The 26,078-nt window shown below is 71.8% G+C and carries 26 protein-coding genes; 12 read left to right on the forward strand and 14 right to left on the reverse strand.

The features are described from left to right. Positions 1-45: 45 nt before the first annotated feature. From ACFZA0_RS32685 to ACFZA0_RS32695, 3 genes are read left to right on the forward strand one after another with little or no spacing between them, the layout of a single operon-like run. A complete protein-coding gene (locus ACFZA0_RS32685) occupies positions 46-921 on the forward strand; it encodes an NAD(P)H-binding protein (RefSeq protein ID WP_391023695.1) in 876 nt (291 codons plus the stop codon). A 45-nt stretch (positions 922-966) separates the two neighbouring features. Continuing rightward, positions 967-1,575 (forward strand): helix-turn-helix domain-containing protein, encoded by a 609-nt coding sequence (locus ACFZA0_RS32690; RefSeq protein ID WP_391023697.1) that lies wholly within the window; start codon positions 967-969, stop codon positions 1,573-1,575. After that, a complete protein-coding gene (locus ACFZA0_RS32695; protein WP_391023699.1) occupies positions 1,572-2,888 on the forward strand; it encodes an MFS transporter in 1,317 nt (438 codons plus the stop codon). The genes ACFZA0_RS32690 and ACFZA0_RS32695 overlap by 4 nt, the downstream gene beginning before the upstream one ends. Before the next feature lie 66 nt (positions 2,889-2,954). On the opposite strand, the gene ACFZA0_RS32700 is transcribed toward ACFZA0_RS32695, so the two are convergent. The 3 genes from ACFZA0_RS32700 to ACFZA0_RS32710 all read right to left on the reverse strand — a co-directional run bounded on the left by ACFZA0_RS32700 (position 2,955) and on the right by ACFZA0_RS32710 (position 4,698). After that, the gene (locus ACFZA0_RS32700) at positions 2,955-3,497 is read right to left on the reverse strand and encodes a GNAT family N-acetyltransferase (protein WP_391023701.1); all 543 of its coding nucleotides are present in this window, start codon (positions 3,495-3,497) and stop codon (positions 2,955-2,957) included. A gap of 92 nt (positions 3,498-3,589) precedes the next feature. After that, positions 3,590-4,306 (reverse strand): NUDIX domain-containing protein, encoded by a 717-nt coding sequence (locus ACFZA0_RS32705; protein WP_391023703.1) that lies wholly within the window; start codon positions 4,304-4,306, stop codon positions 3,590-3,592. Then, complete coding sequence (locus ACFZA0_RS32710) at positions 4,303-4,698, reverse strand: DUF4406 domain-containing protein (RefSeq protein WP_391023705.1); 396 nt, start codon at positions 4,696-4,698, stop codon at positions 4,303-4,305. Before ACFZA0_RS32710 ends, ACFZA0_RS32705 begins: the two co-directional genes overlap by 4 nt. A gap of 49 nt (positions 4,699-4,747) precedes the next feature. On the opposite strand from ACFZA0_RS32710, the gene ACFZA0_RS32715 reads away from it, so the two are divergent. From ACFZA0_RS32715 to ACFZA0_RS32730, 4 genes are all read left to right on the forward strand, one after another. After that, positions 4,748-5,506 carry a DeoR family transcriptional regulator gene (locus ACFZA0_RS32715; RefSeq protein ID WP_391023707.1) on the forward strand — a complete coding sequence of 253 codons (759 nt, stop codon included), beginning with the start codon at positions 4,748-4,750 and terminating at the stop codon, positions 5,504-5,506. 209 nt (positions 5,507-5,715) lie between these two features. Further along, positions 5,716-6,120, forward strand: a complete 405-nt coding sequence (locus ACFZA0_RS32720) for an ATP-binding protein (RefSeq protein ID WP_391023709.1) — start codon at positions 5,716-5,718, stop codon at positions 6,118-6,120. A 160-nt stretch (positions 6,121-6,280) separates the two neighbouring features. Continuing rightward, positions 6,281-7,006: an ANTAR domain-containing protein gene (locus tag ACFZA0_RS32725; RefSeq protein ID WP_391023711.1), complete on the forward strand. Its 726-nt coding sequence runs from the start codon at positions 6,281-6,283 to the stop codon at positions 7,004-7,006. A gap of 5 nt (positions 7,007-7,011) precedes the next feature. Continuing rightward, on the forward strand, positions 7,012-7,758 hold the full coding sequence (locus ACFZA0_RS32730) for an ANTAR domain-containing protein (RefSeq protein ID WP_391023713.1): 747 nt from the start codon (positions 7,012-7,014) through the stop codon (positions 7,756-7,758). A 99-nt stretch (positions 7,759-7,857) separates the two neighbouring features. Here the strand turns inward: ACFZA0_RS32730 and ACFZA0_RS32735 are convergent, their stop codons facing one another. Both ACFZA0_RS32735 and ACFZA0_RS32740 read right to left on the reverse strand, forming a co-directional pair. Further along, positions 7,858-8,478 (reverse strand): class F sortase, encoded by a 621-nt coding sequence (locus tag ACFZA0_RS32735; protein WP_391023715.1) that lies wholly within the window; start codon positions 8,476-8,478, stop codon positions 7,858-7,860. A gap of 58 nt (positions 8,479-8,536) precedes the next feature. After that, positions 8,537-9,187: a hypothetical protein gene (locus tag ACFZA0_RS32740; RefSeq protein WP_391023717.1), complete on the reverse strand. Its 651-nt coding sequence runs from the start codon at positions 9,185-9,187 to the stop codon at positions 8,537-8,539. A 686-nt stretch (positions 9,188-9,873) separates the two neighbouring features. Here ACFZA0_RS32740 and ACFZA0_RS32745 point away from each other — a divergent pair. Beyond that, positions 9,874-10,815 carry a Ku protein gene (locus tag ACFZA0_RS32745; RefSeq protein WP_391023719.1) on the forward strand — a complete coding sequence of 314 codons (942 nt, stop codon included), beginning with the start codon at positions 9,874-9,876 and terminating at the stop codon, positions 10,813-10,815. 92 nt (positions 10,816-10,907) lie between these two features. Here the strand turns inward: ACFZA0_RS32745 and ACFZA0_RS32750 are convergent, their stop codons facing one another. Further along, positions 10,908-11,564, reverse strand: coding sequence for a TetR family transcriptional regulator (locus ACFZA0_RS32750; RefSeq protein WP_391023721.1), 657 nt, complete (start codon positions 11,562-11,564; stop codon positions 10,908-10,910). Between the two features lie 181 nt (positions 11,565-11,745). Between ACFZA0_RS32750 and ACFZA0_RS32755 the strand changes: the two genes are divergently transcribed. The 3 genes from ACFZA0_RS32755 (at position 11,746) to ACFZA0_RS32765 (ending at position 14,332) form a co-directional block, all read left to right on the forward strand. Further along, the gene (locus ACFZA0_RS32755) at positions 11,746-12,900 is read left to right on the forward strand and encodes an FAD-dependent monooxygenase (RefSeq protein WP_391023722.1); all 1,155 of its coding nucleotides are present in this window, start codon (positions 11,746-11,748) and stop codon (positions 12,898-12,900) included. Positions 12,901-13,063: 163 nt separating this feature from the next. After that, the gene (locus ACFZA0_RS32760) at positions 13,064-13,561 is read left to right on the forward strand and encodes an N-acetyltransferase (RefSeq protein WP_391023724.1); all 498 of its coding nucleotides are present in this window, start codon (positions 13,064-13,066) and stop codon (positions 13,559-13,561) included. Between the two features lie 150 nt (positions 13,562-13,711). Further along, positions 13,712-14,332: a TetR/AcrR family transcriptional regulator C-terminal domain-containing protein gene (locus tag ACFZA0_RS32765; protein ID WP_391023767.1), complete on the forward strand. Its 621-nt coding sequence runs from the start codon at positions 13,712-13,714 to the stop codon at positions 14,330-14,332. Positions 14,333-14,339: 7 nt separating this feature from the next. Here ACFZA0_RS32765 and ACFZA0_RS32770 read toward each other — a convergent pair whose 3' ends face one another. The 8 genes from ACFZA0_RS32770 to ACFZA0_RS32805 all read right to left on the reverse strand — a co-directional run bounded on the left by ACFZA0_RS32770 (position 14,340) and on the right by ACFZA0_RS32805 (position 24,260). Continuing rightward, a complete protein-coding gene (locus tag ACFZA0_RS32770; protein WP_391023728.1) occupies positions 14,340-15,485 on the reverse strand; it encodes a chorismate-binding protein in 1,146 nt (381 codons plus the stop codon). Between the two features lie 37 nt (positions 15,486-15,522). Then, entirely contained in the window at positions 15,523-16,410 is an 888-nt protein-coding gene (locus ACFZA0_RS32775) for a tetrahydrofolate dehydrogenase/cyclohydrolase catalytic domain-containing protein (protein WP_391023730.1), read from the reverse strand. Positions 16,411-16,711: 301 nt separating this feature from the next. Then, positions 16,712-17,638 carry a formyltetrahydrofolate deformylase gene (gene purU, locus ACFZA0_RS32780; RefSeq protein ID WP_391023732.1) on the reverse strand — a complete coding sequence of 309 codons (927 nt, stop codon included), beginning with the start codon at positions 17,636-17,638 and terminating at the stop codon, positions 16,712-16,714. Beyond that, the gene (locus ACFZA0_RS32785) at positions 17,635-18,507 is read right to left on the reverse strand and encodes a methylenetetrahydrofolate reductase (RefSeq protein ID WP_391023734.1); all 873 of its coding nucleotides are present in this window, start codon (positions 18,505-18,507) and stop codon (positions 17,635-17,637) included. Before ACFZA0_RS32785 ends, purU begins: the two co-directional genes overlap by 4 nt. A 143-nt stretch (positions 18,508-18,650) precedes the next feature. Beyond that, positions 18,651-19,994: an aminomethyl transferase family protein gene (locus ACFZA0_RS32790; RefSeq protein ID WP_391023736.1), complete on the reverse strand. Its 1,344-nt coding sequence runs from the start codon at positions 19,992-19,994 to the stop codon at positions 18,651-18,653. Positions 19,995-20,124: 130 nt separating this feature from the next. Next, positions 20,125-21,015, reverse strand: coding sequence for a dihydropteroate synthase (gene folP, locus ACFZA0_RS32795; protein WP_391023769.1), 891 nt, complete (start codon positions 21,013-21,015; stop codon positions 20,125-20,127). 493 nt (positions 21,016-21,508) lie between these two features. Further along, positions 21,509-22,477 carry an AsnC family transcriptional regulator gene (locus tag ACFZA0_RS32800; protein WP_391023738.1) on the reverse strand — a complete coding sequence of 323 codons (969 nt, stop codon included), beginning with the start codon at positions 22,475-22,477 and terminating at the stop codon, positions 21,509-21,511. Between the two features lie 229 nt (positions 22,478-22,706). Then, positions 22,707-24,260 (reverse strand): MFS transporter, encoded by a 1,554-nt coding sequence (locus ACFZA0_RS32805; protein WP_391023770.1) that lies wholly within the window; start codon positions 24,258-24,260, stop codon positions 22,707-22,709. Positions 24,261-24,713: 453 nt separating this feature from the next. On the opposite strand from ACFZA0_RS32805, the gene ACFZA0_RS32810 reads away from it, so the two are divergent. Then, positions 24,714-26,063, forward strand: a complete 1,350-nt coding sequence (locus tag ACFZA0_RS32810; protein ID WP_391023740.1) for an aminomethyl transferase family protein — start codon at positions 24,714-24,716, stop codon at positions 26,061-26,063. The last annotated feature ends 15 nt before the right edge of the window (positions 26,064-26,078 follow it).

Consider the following 26,078-nt stretch of genomic DNA (forward strand, 5'->3'; position numbering starts at 1 on the left):
CGTTCCCCCGATTTCGTTAGCCGGCAAACGACTTGAGGAGCCCAGATGATACTGGTCACCGGAGCCACCGGAAACATCGGCCGTGAACTCACCCGCGAACTCGCCGCGACGGACGCGGAGTTACGCCTGCTCGTCCGCGACCCCGCCCGCGCCGCCGCACTGCCCGAGCGGGCCGAGCGCGTCGTCGGCGACCTGGACGAACCCGCGACGCTGACCGCCGCCTTCACGGGCGTGGACGCCCTCTTCCTCCTCACCCAGGGCATCGGCACGGACCGGACCAGCGCCGCCGTCACGGCGGCCGAGGCCGCGGGCGTGCGGCACATCGTGCACCTGTCCTCCCTCCACGTCACTCTCGACCCGATCCCGGCGATGGGCCGCTGGCACCACGAGCGCGAGAGGATCGTGCGCGCGTCCGGCATCCCCGCCACGTTCCTGCGCCCCGGCGGCTTCATGACCAACGCCCTCGACTGGCTGCCCACCCTCCGCGAGGGGAACTACGTGCTCGACCCCGTCGGCCCCGGCCGGTACGCGCCCGTCGACCCCGCCGACATCGCCGCGGTCGCCGCCCTCGCCCTGACCCGGGACGGCCACCGGGGCAAGGCGTACAGCCTCACCGGCGGCGAACTGTTCACGGTCGCCGAACAGGTCCGGGTCATCTCGGAGACGGTGGGCCGGGACATCGAGGTCCGGGAGGTGACCACCGCGGCCGAGGCCGTGCGCTTCCGCTTCCCCGGCGGGGCACCGCGGGCCCTCGCGGACGCCGTGACGGAGGGCTTCCACCTCATGCGCGCCGACACCGCCGGAATCCGCACGGACACCGTCGAGTTGCTGCTCGGCCGCGGGCCGCGGACGTTCGCCGACTGGTGCGAGCGTCACGCCGACGCCTTCCGGCCCTCCGGAGATCCCAACGAGCTTTCCTGATATGAGAGTTGACTCTCACGGTTCATGAGAGAACACTCTCACGCCATGGAGCGAGACAGGCATGGGAACCGACTGGGCGACATCGAGATAACCGACCCGAAGGCCATGCGGGCGCTGGCCCATCCCGTACGGCTCGCGATCCTCGAACGTCTGCAACGGCACGGGCCGGCGACGGCCACCCAGCTCTCGCCGGACGTCGGGGCCACCCCGTCCGTGACGAGCTGGCACCTGCGCCACCTGGCGGGCTTCGGGCTGGTCCGCGACGCCGAACGCGGCGAGGACCGCAGGGAACGCCGGTGGGAGGCGGTGGCACGCGGGTTCCGGCTCGACATGCCGCAGGACGGGGAGGGCATGTCGGCGGCGCGCGCGCTGTCCCGGCAGATGTTCGCCCGCACGGCCGGCGTTCCGCAGCGGTGGGAGACCGAGACGGAACCCGAACTGAGCCCCGAATGGCGCAGGTTGGCAGGTGTGGCCAACACGGGAGTGGTGGTGACGGCGGACGAACTCGCCGCCATCGAGGACGCCTTCGAGCGTGTCATCGCCCCCTTTGTGACACGCGATCCGAGCGACCGGCCGAGCGACGCCCGCACGGTGCGGCTCCTGCGCTACTACCTCCCGGAGGGCGAGGGCCGACAGCCGGGCGGGACCGCATGAGGACGAAACGGGCGGCCCTGCACAGGGACAGGCCGTTCGCGCTCTTCTGGGCGGGGCAGACGGTGTCGCAGTTCGGCGACCGGATCTCCGAACTGGCACTCCCCCTGATCGCCGTCACGGCGCTGCACGCCTCGGCCAACGAGGTCGCCTGGCTGACCGCGCTCGTCTGGGCCCCGAACCTTCTCGCCGTCCTGCTGGGCGCGTGGGTCGACCAACACGCCCGCAAGCGACGCCTGATGATCGCCGCCGACCTGGTCCGCGCCTGCGTCCTGCTCACGCTGCCCGTCGCCTTCCTCGTGGGCAGGGTCACCCTCGGGCACCTCTACGCGGCGGCGCTGCTCACCGGCGTCGCGGGAGTGGTCTTCAACACCGCCTACCCGTCCTTCTTCGCCCACGTGGTGCCCCGCTCGTCGTACGTCGACGCGAACAGCAGGCTCAGCGCCAGCCGTTCCGTCTCCTTCGTCGCCGGACCCGCACTCGGCGGTGCCCTGGTCCAGGCGTTCACGGCGCCGGTCGCCGTGGCCGCGGACGCCCTGTCCTTTCTGGTCTCCGCCCTTCTGCTGGGGCCAATTCGCGTGCAGGAGACCCCGGTTGGCACCGGTACGACGGAACGGACCTCCCTGCCGCGCCGCGCCCGGGAAGGGTTGACGTTCGTGATCCGTCATCCCGTACTCCGTGCGAGTCTCGGCTGCGCGACAACCGTCAACTTCTTCACGTTCGTCGCGGGCACGGGTCTTGTCGTCCTGTTCGCCGACCGGGAGTTGGGCCTTTCGGTCGGCACGATCGGGCTGGCGCTGGGGATCGGATCGGCCGGTGCGCTGCTGGGTGCCGTTCTCGCCCCGGTCGTCTCGCGCCGGATCGGCATGGGGCCGAGCATCGTGATCGGCGCGGTGCTGTTCCCGGCGCCCCTCGCCCTCCTCGCGGCGGCGAGCGGCCCGGCGTGGGCCCGCGCCGGGACCCTGGGCGCCGCGGAGTTCTTCACAGGGGTCGGCGTCATGCTCTTCGACGTCAACCTCAACTCCCTTCAGACCGCGGTGATCCCGGACGGCATGCGCAGCAGGGTGGCCGGCGCCTACAGCACGGTGAACTACGGGGTACGCCCCCTGGGCGCCGTCGCCGGAGGGGCACTTGCCACGGCTCTGGGCCTGCGGGCGACCCTGGTCACGGCCGCCGTCGGCGGGATCCTGTCCGCGCTGTGGCTCCTCCCCTCCCCCATACCGCGCATCCGCACCCTGGCTTCGGACGACCCGAGCGGGACCGGCAGCGGCAGCGGCAGCGGCAGCGAGTCGAACGACCGTCCGGTACCTGGTTGATGCGGGCGGGCGGGAACGGCAGCCTGTTCGCCCTCGACGCCCGCCCGCGCCCGGCCCCGGCACGGATCAGGGACGGTCCAGGCCCCACGTCTGCAGGGCGAAGGGCCGCCCCTTCTCCACCCCCTCGATCAGCGGGACGTCGAGCAGGCGGAAGCCCGACTTCGTGGCCACGGCGACACTGGCCGCGTTCTCGGCCTCCAGCTCCAGGATCACCCTGTCGACGCCCAGTTCCTCGAAGGCGTACGCGGCCATCACCCGCACCGCCCGCACGGCGAGGCCCTGGCCCCGGTGCGCCGGGCCGACCGCGTAGCCGAGTTCCGTGCCCTCGGGCGCACGCCGCAGCATCACCTCGCCGAGCGGCGCGCGGCCGTCGACGGTGATGGCGAGCAGGATCCCCGTTCCCTCGGCGCGCAACTGCCGGGCCTTCTCCAGCCGGGCCCGGGCGGCGGCCTCGTCGAAGGGCGAGACGATCGGCGTCCAGTGGGCGATGTCGGGGTTGTCGAACAGGGCCGGCATCGCGACCCGGTCGTCCTCGGTCCAGTCCCGGAGGACGAGCCCCTCTCCCCGGAGTTCGATCCGTTCGGGAAAGGGCAACGCGGTGCTGCTCATGACGGGGTGCCTCCCTGGCCTGTTCAGGACGAGGAAGGATATCCGGGAGGGCCGCCCCTCCGTCCGCCCGGAGGTCCGGGCGGACGCCCCGGTCACGGTGCCGAGGGACCGAACGGGCCGTCCAGCGCCGCCCATTGGAGGAGCATGATGGTCTTGCCGTCGGTGATGCGTCCGTCGCGGGTCATGGCGAGGGCCTCCGCGAAGGGGAGTTCGAGGACCTCGATGTCCTCGCCCTCCTCCTCCAGCCCTCCGCCGGCCCCGGTCCGGTCGGCCGGGGTGTAGGGGGCCGCGAAGAAGTGGAGGCGTTCGGTGACCGACCCGGGGCTCATGTAGGCGTCGAGGATGTGGGTGAGGGGACCCAGGGCGACCCCGAGTTCCTCCGCGCTCTCCCGCCGGACGGCCTCGACCGGGTCGTCCGCGTCGAGCAGTCCCGCCGCCGCTTCGACGAGCATGCCGTCGGGGTGGTCGTTGACGTAGGCCGGGTAGCGGAACTGGCGGGTGAGCAGGACACGGCCGCGGTCCGTGTCGTAGGGCAGGACAACCGCGCCGTTGCCGCGGTCGTAGGTCTCGCGTTGCAGCGTCTCCCAACGCCCGTCCCGACGGCGGTGGTCGAAGGTGGTGCGGCGCAGCACGTGCCAGCCCCGGGAGGTGAGTTCGACGTCGCGGACCACGACGTCGGGGTTACGGTCCAGATCGAGCCCGGTGCGGTCGAGGCCCGTTCGGCCACGGTGGTCGGGGACGTCGACGCCGGGGACGCCCGTGTGGGCGGTGTTCCCGTCGGGAGCCTCGGCGGCGAGGTGGCTGGTCACGCGGTCTCCTGCGGGATGCGGCGGGGCAGCTCGGCCACGTCGTGGAAGACGGGCAGGCCGCGGCGGCGGGCGGTGGCGACGTCCTGGTCCGCCCCGACGGACTCGCCGGGCAGACGCAGCACCGCGTCGCAGTGGGCGAGCAGGCGGTCGGCGGCCGGGTAGAGCACCTGTTCGGCAAGGGGGTCGGTGGGGCCGGCCCCGGCGGAGCGCAGGACGGGCAGGGCGATCCACTCGCCGATCACCGGGAGGTGACCGGCGGAGAAGACGGGCCAGGCGGCGGCTTCGAGGCGGGCGAGGTTGGCGGCCATCGCGTCCGGGTCGCCGTCCGTACCGGATCGGAAGGGGCCGGCGATGAGGACGAGCAGGGGCTTGTGCGGGGATTGATCGGTCATGAGGCGCTACGATACATGCAGAACCGTGCAAGAACAGGAGAGAGTGTGAATGCTGGCTGCTGAACGACGTGACCATCTGATCGGCCTGCTCGCCCGCGAGGGCAAGATCGTCGCCAAGGACGTCGCCGCCGAACTCGGGATTTCCGAGGACAGCGTGCGGCGTGACCTGCGCGATCTCGCCGCCGAGGGCCTGTGCCAGCGCGTGTACGGCGGAGCGCTGCCCGTCTCCCCGGCCGTCGTGGACTACGCCGCGCGGCGGGACGTGGCACCCGACGGCAAGCGGAAGGTCGCGGCGACGGCCGCCCGGCTGGTGCGACCGGGGGGCGCGGTGATCCTCGACGGCGGAACGACCGCCCTCGCCGTCGCCCGCGCCCTGCCGCACGACCTCGCCTGCACCGTGATCACCCACAGCCCCACGATCGCCGCGGCACTCCTGGACCATCCGCGCGCGGAACTCTTCCTGCTCGGCGGCCGCGTCTTCAAGCACTCGGCGGTCACGTGCGGCGCGGCGGCCGTCGAGGCGGCGCAGAACGTCTCCGCGGACCTGTGTCTGCTGGGCGTCACCGGTGTGCACCCGGAGGCCGGGCTGACCACAGGCGACGCGGAGGAGGCCGCGATGAAGCGCGCCCTCGCGGCGCGGGCGGCGGACACCTACGTCCTCGCGTCGTCCGAGAAGCTCGGCACGGCCTCGCGGTTCCGCGTCCTGCCCTGGGAGAAGGTCAGCGGCCTCGTCACGGACGCCGATCCGCTCCATCCGCTCGTGGAGCAGATCGCGGCGCTCGGAGTGGAGGTCCTGGCCGCCGGCTGAGCACCGCGGGGCGCCCCCTCCGCCCCGCCGACGAGGGCGGGACCGGCCGTCTCGGAACCGAATCCGAACAGTCGGTCGGTCCACCCCCGTTAAAGCGAAGTCCATGGGTACTCGTGCTGTCCTTGCGGATACCGTTCGTGCAGCACGCACGGAACGGACGAGGGGCGGCCGACAGAGCCGTGGCCGGGACGTGCCAGGGCGGAGAAACGATGGAACTGCAACTGAGCGAGGTCTACGACGGAAGCCCTTCCTGCATCAGAGCCGCCCGTCGCACGGTGAAGGCGTTCCTCGCACGGGTCGGCACCGAGCATCTCGCCCTGATCCCCGGTGACACCGTCGGGTGCGCGCAGCTCGTCGTCAGTGAACTGGTCACCAACGCCGTGCGTCACGCCGGAGGCGAATGCGGCCTCGAACTCGCCTTCGCCGAGGGCGTGGTGGAGATCGTGGTGTGGGACGCGTCCCCCGAGCGGGGCACCGTACGGCCGCCGCGCCCGGACCGCGTCGGCGGGCACGGCCTGGAGATCGTGCACGCCATCTGCGGCACGTCGGAGGTGACCCCGCGCCGGCACGGCAAGCAGGTCCGCGTCCGGCTGCCCGAGCTTCTCGCGGCATAGGGCGGAGGGCCGGTCCGCCGGCGCCCGGGCCCCAGGACGCCGCCGCCCCGAAGGCGCGCCGCCCCGGGGGCGGTGCCCGAACCCCCTGTGTAGGCTGGCGGAAGCCGAGCTCATTCTGGGCGGCGGCTGTTCGCGGGGCTGGAAGCGGTGACTGGTGGGCATGAGCGCGATCTTGGCCCGCATCCTGCGCGACCTGCCGTCCGGCGGTGGGACCGGGCTCCTGGGCGGTGATCCCGCGCGCTGCGCCGAGGTGCTCGGCGTCGACGGAGTCGCCGTCGCCCTCGGTGCCGACGACTCGCTGACCGAGCTGGTGTGGTCCACCCCGGGCCGCAGCGCCGCTCTGGAGGACGCGCAGTTCACGCTCGGCGAGGGCCCCGGGCTCGACGCCTACCGCCACCGTTCCCTCGTGGCGCTCCCCGACCTGGCGAGGACCGGCTCCCAGCGCTGGCCCGCCTTCCTGCCCGAGGCGGAGAGACTCGGCGCGGGGGCCCTGTTCTGCTTCCCCCTGCACCTCGGCGCCGTCGCACTGGGCGTCCTCACCGGCCAGCGCACCGTGCCGGGCCCCATGAGCGCGGCGCAGATGAACGACGCGCTCGTCCTGGCGGCCGCCGTCACCGCGACGCTGATCCTCCACAGCGGACGGCGCGAGTCGTTCGCCCAGGCGGCGCCGCACACCGAACTCCACCGGGCCGCCGTGCACCAGGCCGCCGGCATCGTCAGCGTGCAGGCAGGTGTGCCGCTCACCGAGGCCATGGCACTCCTGCGCGCACATGCCTACCGATCCGACGTACCTCTGCTCGCCACCGCCGAGAAGGTGGTGGCCCGACGACTCCACTTCCGGGACAATCGAGACGGGACGGCCGACCCGTCCGGAAACAAGGATTGATGACAATGACGAGTCAGCAACGGGTGTTGGACATCCTGGTGGAGGCCGTGGACACACTCATCGACGACTTCGACCTCATCGAGTTCCTGCACCGTCTCTCCACCCGATGCGTCGAGCTCCTCGACATCGACGCGGTGGGCGTGATGATCGTCGACCAGGACGGTGAACTCCAGCTCATCGCGGCCTCCGACGAGAACACCCGCGTGCTGGAGCTCTTCGCGCTCCAGCACTTCGAGGGCCCCTGCGTCCGCTGCTACCGCTCCGGCCAGGCGCAGTTGAACATCGACCTCACCTCGGCGCCCGCCACTCTCGGTTTCGGCACCTTCGCCGCTCGGGCCCGGGAGGCCGGCTTCACCGTCACCCACGCGCTGCCCATGCGGCTGCGCCAGCAGGTCGTCGGCGCCGTCAACCTCTTCCAGGTGGGGGCGGGCCGCCTCAGCGCGTCGGACATCCAGATCGGTCAGGCACTCGCCGACGTCGCGACCATCTCCATCCTCCAGCAGCGCAGCCTCGAACAGAGCCACATCGAAAAGGCACAGCTCCAGGCCGCGCTGACCAGCCGCGTCACCATCGAGCAGGCCAAGGGCATCCTTTCGGAACGCCACGGCCTCAGCCTCGACGACACCTTCGAGGCGATGCGCTCGTACGCCAGGCCCCGGCACCTGCGGCTGACCGAACTCGCCCGGCAGGTCATCGACAACACCTTCGACGGCGACCTGGGACACGGCAGCGGCCAGACCGACGCTCCGTGAACCACCGGACACACGCCGGCAGCACACACACCGGCCGGACAGCCGGACGGCCGGTACCTCGCCCCCGAAGTACCGGCCCCTTCCGTACCACCGGTCCTCTCAGACCGCCTTCTTCAACGACGTGAGGTGGGCGAACACCACGACGTTGGCCGAGTAGCCGCTCTTCTTGTCGAAGCGGCCACCGCACGTCAGGAGCCGGAGTTCCGGACGCTTCGTGGTCCCGTACACCTTCTCGTTCGGGAACTTGTCCTTCGTGTACTTCTTCACCTCGTCGACGGTGAAGACCGCGATCCTCCGGTCGGCCCGGGTGACCTTCACCGTGTCCCCGTGGTGCAGGGCGTTGAGGTTGAGGAAGATCGCGGGCCCCGTCGTCGTGTCGCGGTGGCCCACGATGACGGAGGTGCCCGCCTCCCCGGGTGAGGGACCGTCCTGGTTCCAGCCGACCAGCTTGGGCCTGCTCATCGGGGGAGCCCCGAGCCGCCCCTTCTTGTCGAGGCCCAGGCCGATGACCGGGGCCTCGATGAAGATGGCGGGAACGGCGACCTTCAGCGGCCGCGATCGCGCCAGCGGTGCGTGCGAGGTCTGCACCTGACGGGGCGGCGGGTCACCGCCGCCCGCGGCATCGGCGCTGCGGGCGGCGGTCACCGACGGATCGTCGGACGAGTCGGAACTCGCCCAGACGATGCCGGCCACCAGGGAGAAGGTCACGCCGAGCGTCATGGACAGACGGCACGCGCGACTCGGTCCTCGACGACGCCGTCGGCGTCGGCCAGCGGGACTAGGCCTCGTTGCGGGCACGACGGCGAGCCGATCGACGGACCATGACCAGCGCCGCCGTTCCGGCCGCGCCGGCGGCCAGCGCGGCGGTGATCCCGACGTTCGAGTCGCTCTCGGAGCTGAGGTTCTCCATTTCCGGGACGCCGCCGCCACCGGCGGGGACCGTGCCGGACGGGCTGTGGTAGCCCGCGCCGGGGTTGATCTCGGCGGGACCGCGGGCGGCCTGGTGGGCGCGACGGTGGCAGTCGACCTTGAAGGCGCGCTGCTTCGGGCCGGACGGGACGACCCAGACCAGCTTGTACGTGCCCTCCGGGAGGAGGTACTTCTGGCTGTGCGCCGAGCCGTTGATGAGCGGCAGCGTGCTGGCGAGGGTGTCGCCCGGGGGGACGGTCGGCGGCTGCGCGGTGATCGTCCACGGCACCGACTCCAGCGACTGGAAGTTGCTGGCCCTCAGGATGAACTCGCAGACCTCGACGCCGTCGCTGCCACGGGAGTGCCAGCCGACCGAACGGACTTCGAGGTTGCCGCTGTCGCCGGGTGCGGCGAAGGCGGCGGGTGCCCCGGCCAGGGTGGCCCCTGCGACGGCGACGGCAGCCGCGACCGTGGTGCCCGCGCGGGCGCTGCGGGAACGGGCGGAAGCAGAAATGCTCATGCTGAGGCTCCTTCAAGCCGAGATGATTGTCGTACTGATCAGCCGATCGCCTAAGTGATGCCATGGATCGCCCAAAAAATGCCTCACGACACCTTAAAAAGTGTCAGAAGTACCCTGACTAGCCGATAAAGGACATCTGAACGGGGTTCACGACACGCCGTCCGCCCCGGAAATGGAGAGCGTCCGGGCACCCGGCCCCCGGTCGGGCCGTGGCCCGGGGCCGACTTCAGCACCTGCCGCACTTCCTGACGGCCGATCCGCTCGGGCCGGGGGACGCCGGCTCCCGGCGGCGGCGACGGGCGACGGGCGGTACCGGGTGATGCCGGACATGGACGTCAGCGTGCGCGGGCGCTCAGGCACTGGGACGCCCAGCTGCTCGGCGAGGCAGCCGCCGGGTGCCTTGCCTCCTTCAACGGGGCTGACGAGAGCGGATGTTGCACGGTGCGGAGGCTCAACAAGTCTTCAGCGCACGGCTGTTGACGGGCGAGGTTGGCTCGACCCGGCCGACGGGCGGTGGCGCCGGACGCCCGGCCGACGACAACACCGGCCGGGCGTCCGGCGTCCGCCGGCGGTCGAACCGCGCCGGGGAGGCGACCACGCCGGGGCTCCGGGGTCGCGCCCGGCGGTGCGGGACCGGCCGGGGGCTCGTAGCCTGGACATGCTCGGGGCCCTGATGGAGGTCACGCATGCCCAGGTCCATCTGGTCCGGAGCCATCTCGTTCGGTCTGGTCACCGTCCCCGTCAACGTGGTCAGCGCGTCCGAGGACCACAGCATCCGCTTCCACCGGATCCACGTGGAGGACGGCGGGCGGGTGCGGACGCGGAAGATCTGCGAGATCGAGGACCGCGAGGTCTCCAACGAGGAGATCGGCAAGGGCTACGAGGTCGCCCCCGACCAGGTCGTCCCGGTCACGGACCAGGAACTGCAGAACCTCCCGCTGCCCACCGCGCACTCGATCGAGATCCAGGCCTTCGTTCCGCTGGCCGGCATCGACCCCATCCGGATCGGCGACGGCTACTACCTCCAGCCGCACGGAGACGTCGCCACCAAGCCGTACGCACTGCTGCGCCAGGCCCTCGGCCGGTCCGCGCGGGTGGCCGTCGCGAAGTACGCGTGGTCCGGACGGGAGCGGCTCGGCCTGCTGCGGGTGCGGGACGACGTGCTCGTCCTGCACGCCATGCGCTGGGACGACGAGATCCGCTCGCCCGCCGAGCTGGCGCCCGGCGCCGTGGACGTCTCCGACGCGGAGGTCGACGAGGCCGTCCACCTCATCGACCGGCTGAGCCGCGACGGCCTGGAGGGCGACGATCTGCGGGACACCTACACCGAGGCCCTGCACGAACTCATCGAGGCGAAACGCGAGGGCGCGGCACTGCCCGAGACGCCGGAACCCGCCGAGCAGTCCGGCCGGGTCCTCGACCTGATGGCCGCCCTCCAGCAGTCCGTCGACGCCGCGAAGAAGAGCCGCGGGGAGGACACCGGCGACGCCGACGTCCACCCGATGCCGAAGAAGAAGACGGCGGCCAAGCGGCAGCCCGCGAAGCGGGCCGCCGCGAAGAAGGCCACCACGAAGAAGGCCGCCGCCAAGAAGAGCGGCACGGCCAAGAGGACGAAGCGCAGCGCGTAGTCGCCTCGCCGCCCGCGACCACCCCGACCACCCCGGCCGCCCGATCGGCGGCGCGGCCGGGCTTTCGGGACCGGCCGACTGAGTCGGCAACGTCAGGGGCGGGGGCCGCCCCCGCCCCCGTGTTCCGCCCGGACGGGCCCGCCGGTGCCGGGGAGCGCCTCCGTGGCGCCCTGCTGCGACTGCCAGCCGTGGATCAGCAGCTCGAAGACCGTCTCCACGGTCGTCCGCGGATCGTCCCGGCCCCGCGCGAGGGTCGGGATCTCCAGCACGAACCGGGCGAGCGCGGCACACGCGAGGTCGTCGGGCTCCCGGCCGAGTTCCTCGGCGATGACGGCACTGAGGGTGCTCGCGTGCCGCATCCACATGCGTTCCGCGTACTCACGGAGCGCCGGCGTCTCCTCCACCAGCGCACCCATCCGCGCAAGTCGGGGGTCGGCGGCGAGCGGTACCCAGGATCGCAACGCGTGGTCGCGCAGCGCCTCGACCACTCCCTGCCCGGCGGGCCGCTCGCGCACGGCGGCGGCGAGCCGCGCCTCGTTGTCCTGTTCGCGGTCGAAGACCAGCGCTTCCTTGCTCGGGAAGTGAGCGAACAGGGTCGTCGTGGACACGTCGGCCTTCTCGGCGACGCCACGCACGCTCACGTGCTCGAACCCGTTCTCCAGGAACAGTTCCAGCGCGGCGTCGGCGATGGCCTGCCGTGTCGCGGCCTTCTTGCGCTCGCGGCGGCCAACCGCGGGTGAGTCGGACATGCGCCCACCCTACCCCACAACTGGAACAACTAAGAAACTGGAACGGTTGCACTTTCGTACTCGGTTCTGCTTTGATTGACCATGTCGGGGGACGCCGCCGAACGCGTCGCGGCACCGGAGGCCGTCATGCCATGCAGACGCCGCCGAAGAACCCCCGCACCCACCTGAAAGGCAGACCCTCATGACATTCCGGTCCCCAGCACCCACGAACGCGCGGATCAGCATCATCGGCGCCGGCCCCGGCGGCCTCACCTGCGCACGTGTCCTCCAGCGCCACGGCATCGACGTGACCGTTCACGACCGCGATCCCGGCGCGGACTCGCGCAACCAGGGCGGTTCACTCGACCTGCATGCGGAGGACGGCCAGCTCGCCCTCCGCGAAGCCGGTCTCCTGGAGGAGTTCTTCGCACTCGCCCGGTTCGAGAGCCAGGAGATGCGCCGCATTGACCCGTCCGGAGCAGTCCTGGCACACCACCTGCCGGAGGAGGGGGAGACGGTCAACCCCGAGATCGATCGCGGGCAGCTCCGCGACCTCCTCCTGCGCTCCCTCCCGCCGGGGACGGTCCGGTGGGGACAGACCCTCCGTTCGGTGAGCGGACCGCCGGAGGGCCCTCGAACCCTGACGTTCGGCGACGGCACGACAGTCGAGACGGACCTCGTGATCGGCGCGGACGGCGCATCCTCCCGGGTCCGGGCCGCCGTCTCGTCCGCGACGCCGCAGTACACCGGGGTCGGCTTCCTCGAAGCGTGGTTCGACGACATGGAAGGAGCCCATCCCGAACTGTCCGAACTGGTCGGCAGGGGCAGTGCCCACATCGCCGACGGAGAGCGCGGGCTGTTCGCCCAGCGCAACAGCGGCGGCCACATGCGGGTCTACATCATGCGGCGCGTCCCGGTGGACTGGCTCGCGGCGAACGGGCTCGGCACAGAGGACACCGACGGCATCCGCGCCCACCTGCTGCGCGAATACGCCGACTGGGCACCGCAGTTGCGACGGCTGATCTCCGACAACGACGGCCCCTACGTCGACCGTCCCCTCTTCGCGCTGCCCGTGCCGCACACCTGGGACAACTCCCCCAGCGTTGCCCTGCTCGGCGACGCGGCCCACCTGATGCCGCCGCTCGGCGTGGGAGTGAACCTCGCCATGCTCGACGGCAGCGAACTGGCGCTGGCCCTGGCCCGCTCGACGACCGTCGACGAGGCCGTGCGGGCCTACGAGCAGACGATGCTCCCCCGGTCGATCGAGACGGCCCAACTGCTCGAAGGCGGCGCGGAGTTCCTGCTGGCGATACCGGACGACGACGACCTGGCGGAACTCGCCGGCTCCCGTTCCTGACGCGGCCGGAATCGCGTGCCCGTCGCCCCGAACGCCTCCGCGAGCCACCCGCCGGGCGCCGGGTGCCACGACGGCGCCCCCTTCGGCCACGCGCCGACCGGCCGCCCCACCGCGCGATAAAGCCCGCGCGTCGACGCGGCGCGGGGCTGTAGCCTCGGCGCCCATGAGCTGGCTGCCCGACGACTTCGTCCATCCCGTCCGCGTGCCCGTGCCCGGCACCTCGTTGCACCTGCGGCCGATCCGTGAGGCCGACGCACCGATCGACTATCCCGCCGTGATGGGTTCCCGAGAGCGTCTGTGGGAGATCTTCGGTCCGGCCTGGGGCTGGCCCGCGGAGACGATGACCTACGAGGCGGACCGCGTCGACCTGCTGCGGCACGAGAGGGAGATAGCGGCGCACCAGTCCTTCAACTACGCGCTGCTGGACGAGGAGGAGACCGCCGTCCTCGGCTGCGTGTACATCGATCCGCCCGAGCGCACCGGTTCCGACGCCGACGTCTCCTGGTGGGTGGTGAACGACCTCGCCGGCGGTGACACGGAGCGGGCGCTCGACGCGCTGGTACCCGAGTGGATGGCCGCCGACTGGCCGTTCCGGGAGCCGCGTTACCTCGGCCGTGACATCTCCTGGCAGGAGTGGCTCAAGCTGCCGCCGGTGGCGTGACCGGGCGAACCGGCCGATGAACGCTCCTGCCACGCGGCACCGCCGTCGCGGCAAACCGCTGCGCATCGTCCCCGGGCGGACCGGGCGGATCGGGCGGACCGGGTGACCTGATCGCCGGGCGAGCATGTCACCTACCATGCAGACGTGAGGATGACAGCGACGGACCGGCGGAAACTCATCACGCAGGCTGCGGGTGAGCTGTTCATCGAACACGGCTACAGCGGCGTCTCCATGGAGGACGTCCTGACGGCGGTGGGCGGGTCCAAGGCCACCCTCTACCGCTACTTCGCGGACAAGAGCACGCTGTTCCGCGCGTCGGTCGAGGCACTGTGCGACGAGTGGTCGGAACCGCTGCACGCGTTCACCCCCGGCGACGCCGGCCTCGCGGACTCCCTGGTCGCGCTGGGCGAGCACTTCGCCGGCCTCGTCCTGACCCCCCAGGCGATCGCGCTGCACCGGCTGGTCACCGCCGAGGCTGTACGGATTCCCGGCCTGGGCGAGGTGTTCTCGACACACGGCCCGAGCGCCGGGCACGCGATCCTCGGCCGCTGCCTCCAACAGGCCCGTGTGGACGGGCTGATCGACGTCGAGGACCCGGTGCGGGCCGCTCAGCAGCTGTACCAGGCCATGCTCGGGGACGCCCAGATGCGGTTGCTGACCGACGCCCCGGTCAAGCTGACCGACGCCGAGGTCAGCAGGTCCATCACCGACGCCGTACGCGTCTTCCTGCACGGTGTCGCCGTCGACAGGGTTGCGGCACCGGCGAGTTGACCGTGTCCTAGGGTCCGGTGCCGGTCGTCCGGTCCGCCGCGGAGGTCCGGCCGACGGGGACCGCCGCGGTGCGCGGCGGCGGGGCAGTGCCCGGCCGAGGGCGGGGCCTCCTCGCCCCGGGCGTCGGTGCGCGGCCGTTGGACGCGACGGCCAGGAGCCGTGCTGCCTTGAGTTCGGTCTCCCGCCACTCGCGTGCCGGGTCCGAGTCCCACGTGATCCCGGCGCCGGTACCGAAGTTGAGGGTGCTCGATGCCCGGTCGATCCAGAACGTCCGTATGCCGACGGCGAGTTCGCCCGTCCCCCGGTCGGCGTCCACCCAGCCGACGCCTCCGCAGTACGGTCCGCGCGGCGCCGTCTCCAGGGCGCTGATGATGCCGAGGGCCCTCTCCTTGGGGGCGCCCGTGACCGAGCCGGGCGGGAAGGCCGCGGCCAGCAGCTCCGGCCAGCCGGCCCGCTCCGGCAGCGCCCCGCGCACGGTGGAGACCAGGTGCACGAGTCCGGGGTGGTGTTCCACCACGCACAGGGCGGGGACGGTGACACTGCCCGTGGCGCAGACCCGCCCGAGGTCGTTGCGGACCATGTCGACGATCATCACGTTCTCGGCGTGGTCCTTCGCGAGGAGATCCGCCTCGGTCCGTCCGGTGCCCTTGATGGGGCCCGACTCGACCGACGTACCCGCTCTGCGCAGGAAGAGTTCGGGCGACGCGGTCGCCACCTCGATCCCCTGTTCGGGCAGTCTGATCACGCCGGCGTACGGGGCAGGGTGCCGGGCGGCGAGCCGGTCGGCCAGTGCCACGACGTCGGCGTCGGCGCCGACCTGCGCCGACAGGACCCGGCAGAGATTGGCCTGGTAGACGTCGCCGCGCGCGATGTGCTCCCGCACCAGCCGCACACCCCGCTCGTAGGCGTCGCGGTCGAGCGAGGTGGTCCAGCCGTCGGGGGCGGGACCGTGCCACCGGGCACCCCGTCCGCTGGGGCGCGCGGCAGGCCGGACGTCGCGGAAGCGGGCGCAGGTCAGGCCGCCCTCGAAGTCGGCCACGACGGCCCAGAATCCCTTGGAGTCGAGGGCCGCCGGATCGCTCGTGACGTCCACGAGACCGGTCGCCAGTCGGCCGCCGAGCCGTGCCAGCGCGGCGACTTCGGCTCCCCTCATGTCGGCCGTCCCTCCCCCGGACACGGACACGGGCCCACTAGGCGGGCACGGCGTCGCGCGCCGTGTCGGCCGTGACGTCGCGCTCCGTGCCCCACTCCGCCGCCCGCAGGGTGTTGACCATCAGCATCGCGATGGTCATCGGGCCGACTCCGCCGGGCACGGGCGTGATGCGCCCCGCGATGCCGTCGAGTTCGGCGGTGCGCACGTCACCGGTGAGGCCGCCCGGGGTGCGGTGGATGCCGACGTCGATGACGGTGGCGCCGGGCTTCACATGCTCCGGGCCGACGAGACCGCGCACCCCGGTGGCGACCACGACGATGTCCGCGGGGCGGGTGACCGCGGCGAGGTCCGCGGTGAACTCGTGGGCGACCGTGACCGTGGCCCCGCGCCTCAGCAGGAGCTGCGCCAGGGGCCGGCCGACGAGTTCGCCCCAGCCGACGACGGCGACACACGCGCCCTTCAGCTCCACGCCCTCCGCGTCGAGCAGTTCGATCACGCCGCTCGGGGTGCAGGGCCGCAGCCCGCGCTCGCCGCGCGCCAGCCGGCCGACGCTGGCGGTGGTCAGGCCGTCGACGTCCTTGGCGACCGGTATCCGGTCGACGAGCGAGGCGCCGTCCAGGTGCGCGGGCAGGGGAAGTTGGAGCAGGATGCCGGAGACCTCCGGATCCGCCGCCAACTCGGCGATCACGGCGGCGACTTGTTCCTGTGTCACCTGCCGCGGGAGATGCCGGTGGATGTCGCGCATGCCGGCCTCACGAACGGCGCGCCGTTTGGCCGCCACGTACACGGCGCTGGCGGGATCGTCGCCGACCAGCACCGTGGCCAGGCCGGGCACCTTTCCGGTGACGGCGGCCTCGGCGACACGTGCGGCGACCCGCGCCCGGATGCCGCGGGCGATCCCGGTGCCGTCGATGGTGGTTGTCATGGTGGTGAACCCCTTTCCGCTGGTGAACGACCCGTCCGGGAACGAGCGGCTCCGGGCGCTCCCGCCCGGAGCCGCGGCCGACGCTGCCTGCCGCGCGGTACGGCGGCGGACGGCGGACGGCGGAACTCAGCAGGCAACGGACCCGGACAGGGCACGGGCCCGGCACTTCCCATACCGGCGCGAGTCCCTGACGCCCGCCGCGTGTCCGCGCCGACGCGTGTCCGCACCGCACGCCCCGTGCCGCACCTCCCCGTACCGCCCGTCCCCGTACCGTCCGCCGCGTCCCCGTAGCCGCCCCGTCTCAGGCGAAGACGATGGTGTGGTTGCCGTTCCGGATCACACGGTCCTCCGCGTGCCACAGCACCGCGCGGGACAGGACGGCGCGTTCCACGTCGGCGCCCCTGCGCGTGAGGTCGGCCGCGGTGTCGGCGTGGCTGACCCGTACGACGTCCTGCTCGATGATCGGTCCCTCGTCCAGGTCCTGGGTGACGTAGTGGGCCGTGGCACCCACCAGCTTCACGCCGCGTTCCTTCGCCTTGGCGTACGGCCCGGCGCCGATGAAGGCGGGCAGGAAGGAATGGTGGATGTTGATGATCGGCACGCCCACCTGCTCGATGAACTCGCCGGACAGGATCTGCATGTAGCGGGCGAGTACCACGAAGTCGACGTTGTCCTTGAGCAGCCTCAAGTGCTCCGCCTCTGCGGCCGACTTGTCCGGTCCCATGGAGGGGACGTGGAAGAAGGGGATGCCGAAGCCGCGTACCTCCTCCGCCGTGTCGGGGTGGTTGGAGATCACCATGGCGATACTGACCGGGAGTTGGCCCTGCCGGTGCCGCCAGAGCAGGTCGAGCAGGCAGTGGTCGGACTTGGAGGCGAAGACGGCGACGCGCTTCGGTACGGACAAGTCCCGCAGCGTGTAAGCGAGTCCGTACTTTCCGACCAGCTCCTCGTCGAACTCGGCGCGCAGGGACGGCAGTACGGCGGCCAGGCCGTCCAGGCCGAAGACGGTTCGCTGGAAGAAGGCGCCGCCCTGCGGGTTGTCCGAGTACTGGTCCAGGGACACGATGTTCGCGTCGTGCCGGCCGAGCACCGAGGTCACGGCGGCGACGATGCCCGTGGCGTCGGCGCCCTGCACGATCAGCGACGCCTGGTGGCCCGCTCCCCCGTTCCGGCGGACGGCGGAGGCGGGGGCAGGTACGGGTGCGGGTGTTGCCTTGACGGCGGTCATACGAGGTTGTCCTTCCTGAACTGCGCTATCCACTCGGACGTCGCCCGCAGGCCGCCGAAGGTGTAGAAGTGGATCTTCACGTCGCCGTGCCGCTCCCGGTCGTAGCCCTCGGCCAGCGCGCGCAGGAACTTGTCCGGTCCGGCGGTGCCCATCAGGTTGGTGATCGACAGCCCGTACTTCTTGGCGATGGAGGCGCTGGTGCCCACGCCGAAACGGGTGGCGTAGGACAGGAGGCGCCGCACGCCGGCCGGGCCGGGCACGCCGATGCGGACGGGGAGGGTGATGCCGTGGCCGCGCACCTGCTCGATCCACGCGAGGACGGGATCGACGTCGAAGCCGAACTGGGTGATCACGGTCCCGTCGAGGCCCTGCTCGGCGAGCGCGGCGGTCTTGGACAGCAGTGCCGTCCAGAGCACGTCCTCGGCGATCGCCGGATGCCCCTCCGGATAGCCGCTGATGCCGACCTGGCGGACGCCGTACTCCCGCGGCAGTCCCGATGCGATCAGGGCGAGGGAGTCCTCGTACGGCCCCTCCGCGGTGGTCGGGTCGCCGCCCACGGCGAAGACGTTGTCACCCGTGCCGTCGGCGCGCAGCGCGGTGAGGAACTCCTCGAACTCCGCGCGCGAGCCCAGGCGGCGGGCGGAGATGTGCGGCACCGGCACGAACCCGAGCCGCTTCACCGCGCGGGCCGCGTCGAGGCGCATGCGCAGGTCCTCGTTGCCGAGGAAGGTGACGTTGACGCGGGTGCCCCGCGGGATCGAGTCGCGGGCATCCTCCAGTTTCGCGACGTCCTTGCCGGTCATCTCCAGCGAGAAGTCCTCCAGCAGTGACGTACTCACCGCCGCGCGGGCTGTGCCGAGGGGGTTCATCTTGCTCCTTGTCGAGACAGAAGGGCGGGCGCAGGCGCGTGCTCGACCGCTGTCGCGGCGGGCTCTTGACCCATGAAGGAAGGGGGGCGGGGCGGCCGGCCGGGCTTCGGTGCGTTCTCCGACCGGCCGCACGGGGGCGGGGGCTACGCGTTGCGGCGGTACTCCGTGCGCGCGTGGCGGTCGAAGGGGCTGGGCTGCACGGTGGCCCGGATCCGCGGGAACCCGAGGTCGGCGTCGGGGTCGGTACCGGGACCGGGGTGCTCGCCCCAGACGACGGTGACCTCGGTGCCGGGTTCGGCGTGCGCGGAGTCGACGAGGGACTGGGCGAGCACGGTGCCGACGGGGTCGATCGACGCGGTCTGCATGGTGGTGCCGACGAGACCGGCGGAGGTCTCCACCCGGTGCCGTGCGTAGGTGAGGACGAAACCGGGGTCCTCGCCGCCGCCCACGACACGGCGTACGTCGTCGGCGTCGAAGACCAGGGTGACCTTGGTGCGGCGGGGTTCCTCCTTCGCCTTGAGCAGGGCGTCGCGACCGTGGAAGTCGTGGGCGAAGTGGATCAGCTTGCCGTAGCCCAGTTCGTACGGGGAGACGTAGTAGTCCTCGATGTTCTCCGAGAAGAAGCTGCCGTTGAGGGGGCGCTTGCCCTCGATGCCGAACAGCGGGAGCCACGCACGGTATTCCGCGAGTTCGGGGTCGGTGTAGATGCCCGGGACCGGCGAGGGAATCCAGCCGCTCTCCACGCTCGGCGTGGTGTAGGCGAGCGCGCCGACCTGGACGAGGCCCAGCGGCTCACCGGCCTTGAGGAACGCATCGTGGACATGACCGGCGTGCTCCCAGGGGCCGATGAACTCGTAGCCGGCCTGGCCCGCCATGCCGTGCCGGAGCGCCTCGAAGGACCGGCCGTCGAGGGTGACCGGGGTGGCGTGGAAGAACTTGGTCTCCGGCAGCGGTCCACCGAACACCTTCTCGATCAGTTCCAGCGCGAGGGGACCCTGGATCTGGTAGCGGAACAGCTTCGGGTCGCCGCCGCCCGGACGGAACGCCGAGGAAGCGTCCGTCTCGAACTCGACGTCGTAGCCCGCCTTTTCGGCGTGGTACTGCACCCAGTGCTGGGACGCCGGGACACCGCTGAGCAGGTACTTGTTCTCGGCGTGCCGGGCGAGGATGCCGTCGGTGACGATCTTGCCGTCGCGGGTGACCGGCACGTACTGCTTGGCCTGGCCGATCGCGAACTTCTCGAAGTTGTTGACGCCGTACTCCGCCAGCACCCGGGTGGCGTCAGGGCCGTCGATCCACATGTCGTACATGTGGTGGGAGAGGTTCAGCAGCGCGACGCCCTCGTGCCAGGCGGCCTGCTCCTGACGCCAGCCCGTGTACTCCCGCTCGACCACCTCCGGGGTCCACGGCTCGGCGTTCGGCTGCCACAGCAGACCGATCGGCGAGCCGGCCTTGTCTATGCCGTGCTGAAGGCTGGGCATTGCCATTGCGGCTCCTCTCACAGGTCCCGGACCCGGCGCCTGCCGTACCCGTCGATTCACTTAATCGATTTAGTGACGCGGCTCGTCACACATCGGCACGCACAAGGGGGCGGGAGAATCGGGTTACTAAAACGATCTAGCGCAAGCTAGCAGAGACGATCGGACGTCCGCGAGACTCCTGCGCCCGATTTTTGAACGTGGTTGCCCCGGCCGTCCGCGCCCCGGCATCCCGCCCGGCCGCGGCCCACTCCGCGGCCACGCACACGGCCTGGACACCCGCGGCGACGTCGTGCACCCGCACGCAGAACGCGCCCGCCGCGGCGGCGAGCGCGGACGCCGCCACCGTGGCGGCGTCCCGGGCCCTCGGCTCGGTATCGAGGCCCGCCCGGCCGCTCAGGGCCGCACCGAGGAAGCGCTTCCTGGAGGCACCCACCAGCACCGGAAAGCCGGCGGCGAGGAGGGCGGGCAGTCCCGCGAGGAGTTCCCAGTCGTGGTCGGCGCGCTTGGCGAAGCCGAGGCCGGGGTCGAGGACGATCCGCCCGGGATCGATCCCCGCGGCCACGAGTACGTCCACCCGGCGCAGGAGTTCGGAGGTGACGTCGCGGACGACGTCGCCATAGACCGCGTGCCGGTCCATCTCCCCGCCGGGCGCGCGCCAGTGCGACGCGACGTACGGGACGCCCGCGTCCGCGACACAGGCCGCCATGGCGGGGTCCACGAGACCGCCGCTGACGTCGTTGACCAGCCGGGCGCCCGCCTCGATCGCCGCCGCGGCGACCGCCGCGTGCATGGTGTCGACGCTGACCGCCACGCCCGCGCGCGCCAGTTCCCGGACGACGGGAACCACGCGCGCCAACTCCTCCTCCAACGGCACGGGCGACGCCCCCGGCCGGGTGGACTCGCCGCCCACGTCGACCAGGTCGGCCCCCTGCGCCGCGAGCCGCAGTCCGTGCTCCACGGCGCGGCGGGTACCGGCGTGGAGACCGCCGTCGGAGAACGAATCGGGGGTGACGTTCAGGATGCCCATCACCCGGCACCGGTCGGCCGGCGGGAGCCCCGCGGTGCCGACCGGGGGCGGGTGCGCGAGGGCGGTTCGTTCGCCGGTTCGCTTGTCGGTTCGCTTGTCGGTCATGGTCACGGCAACCTCCTCCGGGTGCGGACCGTGCGGTCCGCGGGCCGACGGCCCGCTCCACACGGCAGGCACGTTACAGCGGATTACTAAATCGTTCTAGTGATGCGTGTTGAGACCGCGCATTGGAGACCTGACCCAGGCAACCAGGCAGTCCACGCGGTCAAGCCGGTCAAGGCGGTCCCGAACAGTCGCCGGACGAGAGGGACGGGAAGCGCGGAGCACCCGACACGCGCCGTGATCGAGCGCTCCGCACCCCCACGAAGACGTACCGTACGGTTCAGTACCGTTGAGGGCAAGGCATCTGCCGACACATCCGCGCGACCGAACCGGCCCCCGGGGGCCGCACTCCCCGCACGCCCGGGTTCCGGCCAGCCGCCCGCTCCCCCCGTCACCGGCGCGGCCGGAACGTGAGGGCCTTGACCTGGCGAAGGGTCGGCACCGCTTCGAGCGACTGCACGCCAGGGAGCGATCCGACCCTGTCGGCCAGGTACGCGAACAGTTCCTCCGTGTCGCGGCACAGCACGGCCGCGATGATGTTGGCCTGGCCGCTGACCGCCGCGGCGAACCGGACCTCCCGGTGGCCGGCGAGCGCCTGCCCCACCGTGCGCAGCAGGGTCGGCTCCACGCGCAGCCAGAGGATGGCCTCCGTGCCGACACCGAAGGCCTCCTGGTCGTACTCGACGTCGAAGTAGAGGACGCCGCTTCTGCGCAGCTTCGCCACCCGGCGGTGGATCACGGAGTCGCTCTGCCCCGTCGCCTCCCGCAGTTCGACCGTGGTCGCACGGCCGTCGACGCGCAGCAGTTCCATCAGGGACTCGTCGAGGGCGTCCAGGACCACCGGGTGCGCGGCGGGCTCGGACGGCTCGGGGCGCAAGGCGGCCTCCTGCTCCGGACCCAGCGCGTCGACCTTGTTCAGCCAGCCGAGCGGGCCGCCGAAGAAGTGGTGCAGGACGCAGTACGCGTCGACCGAGGTGACGCGGCGGGTGCGCGGGATGCGGTCCAGAAGGAGTTCGTCGCGGTCCTGGCGGCTGCGCGGCTTCACCGCGCACATCACCTCGGTGCCACCGGACATCAGCCCGATGTACGAGGTGTCCGTCCGCTGGGCGAGTGCCTCCGCCAGCGGTTCGGCGGCGTCCGGGGTGCAGCGCAGGCGGACGATCCAGTTGGTGCGGCCGAGCCTGCCGTGGTCGGCCATGCCCAGCACCTTGAGGCGGGCCTCGTTCCGCAGTCGCCGGTAACGCCGGGCCACCGTCTGGTCGGAGACGCCGAGGACCTCGGCGATCCGGCTGAAGGGGGCCCGGCCGTCGAGTTGCAGTGCCTGGAGCAGACTGAAGTCCAGGGCGTCGGGCTGGTACACGTTGGCCGCCTTTCCTTCGGACCGCGTTCCGCCGGCAGAGGGTCACACGAAGAGCGTGCGGTCGCGCGCCCGACACGCGCGGGATGCCCCCGGTCCTGGCCCACTGGGCCGGGGGCACCCGCGGCCGGCCGCCTCCCCGTCCCCACGGGAAGGACCGGCGTCGTCCCGCTCCTCTGCCGGGCGGGACGACGTCAACTGCCGTCCACGGAAGTGCTGTTGGGCGCTCGCCCTAGCGCTGACCCGCCACCGGCGTCCGCGCGCCGTCATCGGGCACGGCCGTCGCGCCGCCGGTGGTGGCCCTCCCGGAGGGGCGGCCGGCGCGCGGCCGGAGCAGCCAGGCGGCCAGCACCGCGCCGAGCAGCATCACAACTCCCGAGACCAGCAGGCACAGTTGGAGGCCGTCCAGGAAGGACCGGGACAGCGCTCCCAGGGCCGCGCCGCCGTCCCGGCCGAGCGGCAGGCGGGCGACGGCGCCGAGTCCGTCCGCGTCGACGGCCGCGGTCACCCGGTCGCGCGTCGCACCGGTGATCCCGGCGTCGGTGAGACGGCCCGGCAGGGTGTCGACGGCCTTGCCGGTCAGCAGCGCGCCGAGGACCGCCGGGCCGAGGGCGCCGCCGACCTGGCGGAAGGCGTTGTTGCCCGCGGCCGCCATGCCCGCCTGGTGGTGCGGCACCGAGGACACCGCGGTCGCGGTGATGCACGGGAAGGCGAGGCCGAGTCCCAGGCCCAGCAGGGCCAGCCGCCATGCCAGCGAGGCGAACGAGGTGTCCGTACCGATGTCCATCAGCAGGAACAGCGCCGCGGCGGTGAACGCCAGGCCGCCCGTTATCAGCACGCGCGGCGACAGGTACCGCATCAGCCGGCCCACGACGGCGCCGAGCAGCATGGGCGGCACCGTGACGAACAGCAGCCGCAGCCCCGCGTCCAGGGTGCCGAGTTGCTGGACCATGCCCAGGTAGAGGCTGAGGATGAAGAAGAAGCCGATCAGCCCGAGGAAGCTGATCATCACGACCACGGTCGATCCGGTGAACGCGGGGCTGCGGAACAGCGAGAGGTCCAGCATCGGGCTCTCGCTGCGGAGTTCGACCCGGACGAAGGCGACCCCGGAGCACACGGCCACCACCAGGGCGACGATCACCCGTGCCTCGGTGAAGGAGGCGGCGCCGCCCTCGATGACCGCGTACACGAGGGCGACCACCGCGAGCGCGGCCGTGATCTGGCCCGGCCAGTCGAGCCTGCGCCCCACGGGGCCGCGCGACTCGTCGAGCACGAACCCCGCGACCACCATGGCGAGCAGGGACAGCGGGAGCGGCAGCAGGTAGATCCACCGCCATGCCGCGTGGTCGACGACGACACCGGCGACCAGCGGGCCCACGGCGAGCGACGCCATCATCGACGTCGTCCACAGCCCGATGTACTTGCCGCGCTCGCGCGGGTCCGGCACGACGTGGCTGATCAGCGCGAGCGTCATCGGCAGCAGCGCGGCGGCGCCCACGCCGAGCAGCGCCTGCCCGATCCACACCTGGGCGACGGACCCGGCGGTGAGCGCCACGAGTGACCCCAGGGCGCAGAAGCCGAGCCCCGCCTGGAAGACCTTCTTGCGTCCGTGGACGTCGCCGAAGACGCCCGCGGTCAGGATCAGCGCGGCGACCGGCAATACGAAGGCGTCGGAGACCCAGGAGAGGTCGGACGTCGACGCCCCCAACGCCTTCTGGACGACCGGGAGACTGATCGAGACGGTGGTCACCGGAAGGTAGCCGACGAAGACACCCACGCAGGCCATGACCAGTGCCGCCGTGCGCCGGTCCGCCCCTTCCGCCGCTTTCACTGCCCCTGCCGCTTCTGCACTCACTGCTGACTCCTTCGACCCGTCGGGTCGCCACTCACCGGATGACCCCGGAACTATGCGGTGCGCGGGAGGAGCGGGGCGAGCCGGCGGCGGGTCGGTGCGGATATCCGACACGGCCGGGGCTTTCGACGTCGGGAAGTTCCACGTTCGGAGGGCGTTCGACGGCGGTCCGTCATCCGTCGCGGCCGGACGCGTGTGGCGGACGCGCGTGCCGGACGCGTGTGGCGGGCGGTCCTGGAATCCGTTGCCGTGCCTTGCGACCCTTCCATGTGTACCGTACCGTACAGTTTCGCTTCCGGTGAGGACCGGGCCGGGTGCCGCATCCCCGGCGCGCACACCGGCTTCGCGTCCCTTCCTCCGCGATCACGCGACCACATGGAGAGATCGATGGCTACGGCACATCTCGAAGGACAGATCCAGGCGGCCGGCGGCCCGCTGGCCCTGCTGCGCGGCGGGCGTTCGGGCGCCTATCCGTTCCCCATCAAGGCGGAGTTCACCAACTGGCGCGACGAGCAGGAGTCCTGGCGCAACTCGGCCGCGCTGATGGACCTTTCGCACCACATGACCGACCTGACGGTGCAAGGCCCGGACTGCTACCGCCTGTTGTCCGACGTCGGCGCCAACACCTTCGCCGGTTTCGGCCCGATGAAGGCCAAGCAGTTCGTCGCGGTCAACCACGACGGCTTCATGATCGGCGACTGCATCCTCTTCTGCCTCGACGACGACCTCGTGCGCCTGGTGGGACGCCCGCCGGCGCTCAACTGGGTGCAGTTCCACGCGGAGACCGGCGGCTACGACGTGACCCTGCGCCGCGACGAGCGCACCGCGCAGAACCCGGGCGGGCGCGAGTTCTTCCGGCTCCAGCTCCAAGGCCCCCACGCCTCGGCCGTGTTCGAGAAGGTCAACGGCGGGCCCGTGCCCGACATCCCGTTCTTCGGCATGGGCAGGTTCAGCATCGGCAAGCACGAGGTCACGGCCCTCAACCACCGGATGTCCGGCTTCCCCGGCCTTGAGTTCTTCGGCCCCTACGAACACATCGACGATGTCCGCGACACGATCCTGGAGGCCGGTGAGGCCTTCGGCGTCCGGCAGATCGGCGCCCGCGCGTACGCCTCGGTGGCCACCGAGTCCGGGTGGATCGCCAACACGGTGCCCGCCGTCTACTCGGGCGAGAGCATGCGCCCCTACCGTGAATGGCTCGGCGTCCGGACCTTCGAGGCCAACCTCTCCCTCGGCGGCAGCTTCGCCTCGGACCGTGTCGAGGACTACTACGTCACGCCGTGGGACCTCGGTTACGGGCACATCCTCAAGTTCGACCACGACTTCGTCGGGCGGGCGGCACTGGAGCGCCGCAAGAACGACAGGCACCGCCGCAAGGCGTGGCTCGCCTGGCACCGCGACGACGTCGCCCGCGTCTTCGCCTCGCAGTACGAGCAGGGCGACCGCCGCTTCAAGCACATCGAGATGCCCGCGGCCTTCTACGCCGCCTCGCAGTTCGACCGCGTCGAGAGCAACGGCGGCCTCGTCGGGCTCTCCACGCTGTGCAGCTACACGGCGAACGTGCGCGGCTGGATATCCGTGGCCATGCTCGACGAGGACGTGCGGTACGGCCAGGAGGTGGAGCTGATCTGGGGCGAACCCGACGGCGGTTCGGCCAACCCGACCGTGGAGCGGCACGCGCAGACCGCCGTCCGCGCGACGGTGATTCGCCGGCCCTTCGAGGCCCGCAAGCGCTGAGCGGAACGGCCGAAG

The sequence above is a fragment of the Streptomyces sp. NPDC008150 genome (assembly GCF_042956945.1).
GTDB lineage: Bacteria > Actinomycetota > Actinomycetes > Streptomycetales > Streptomycetaceae > Streptomyces.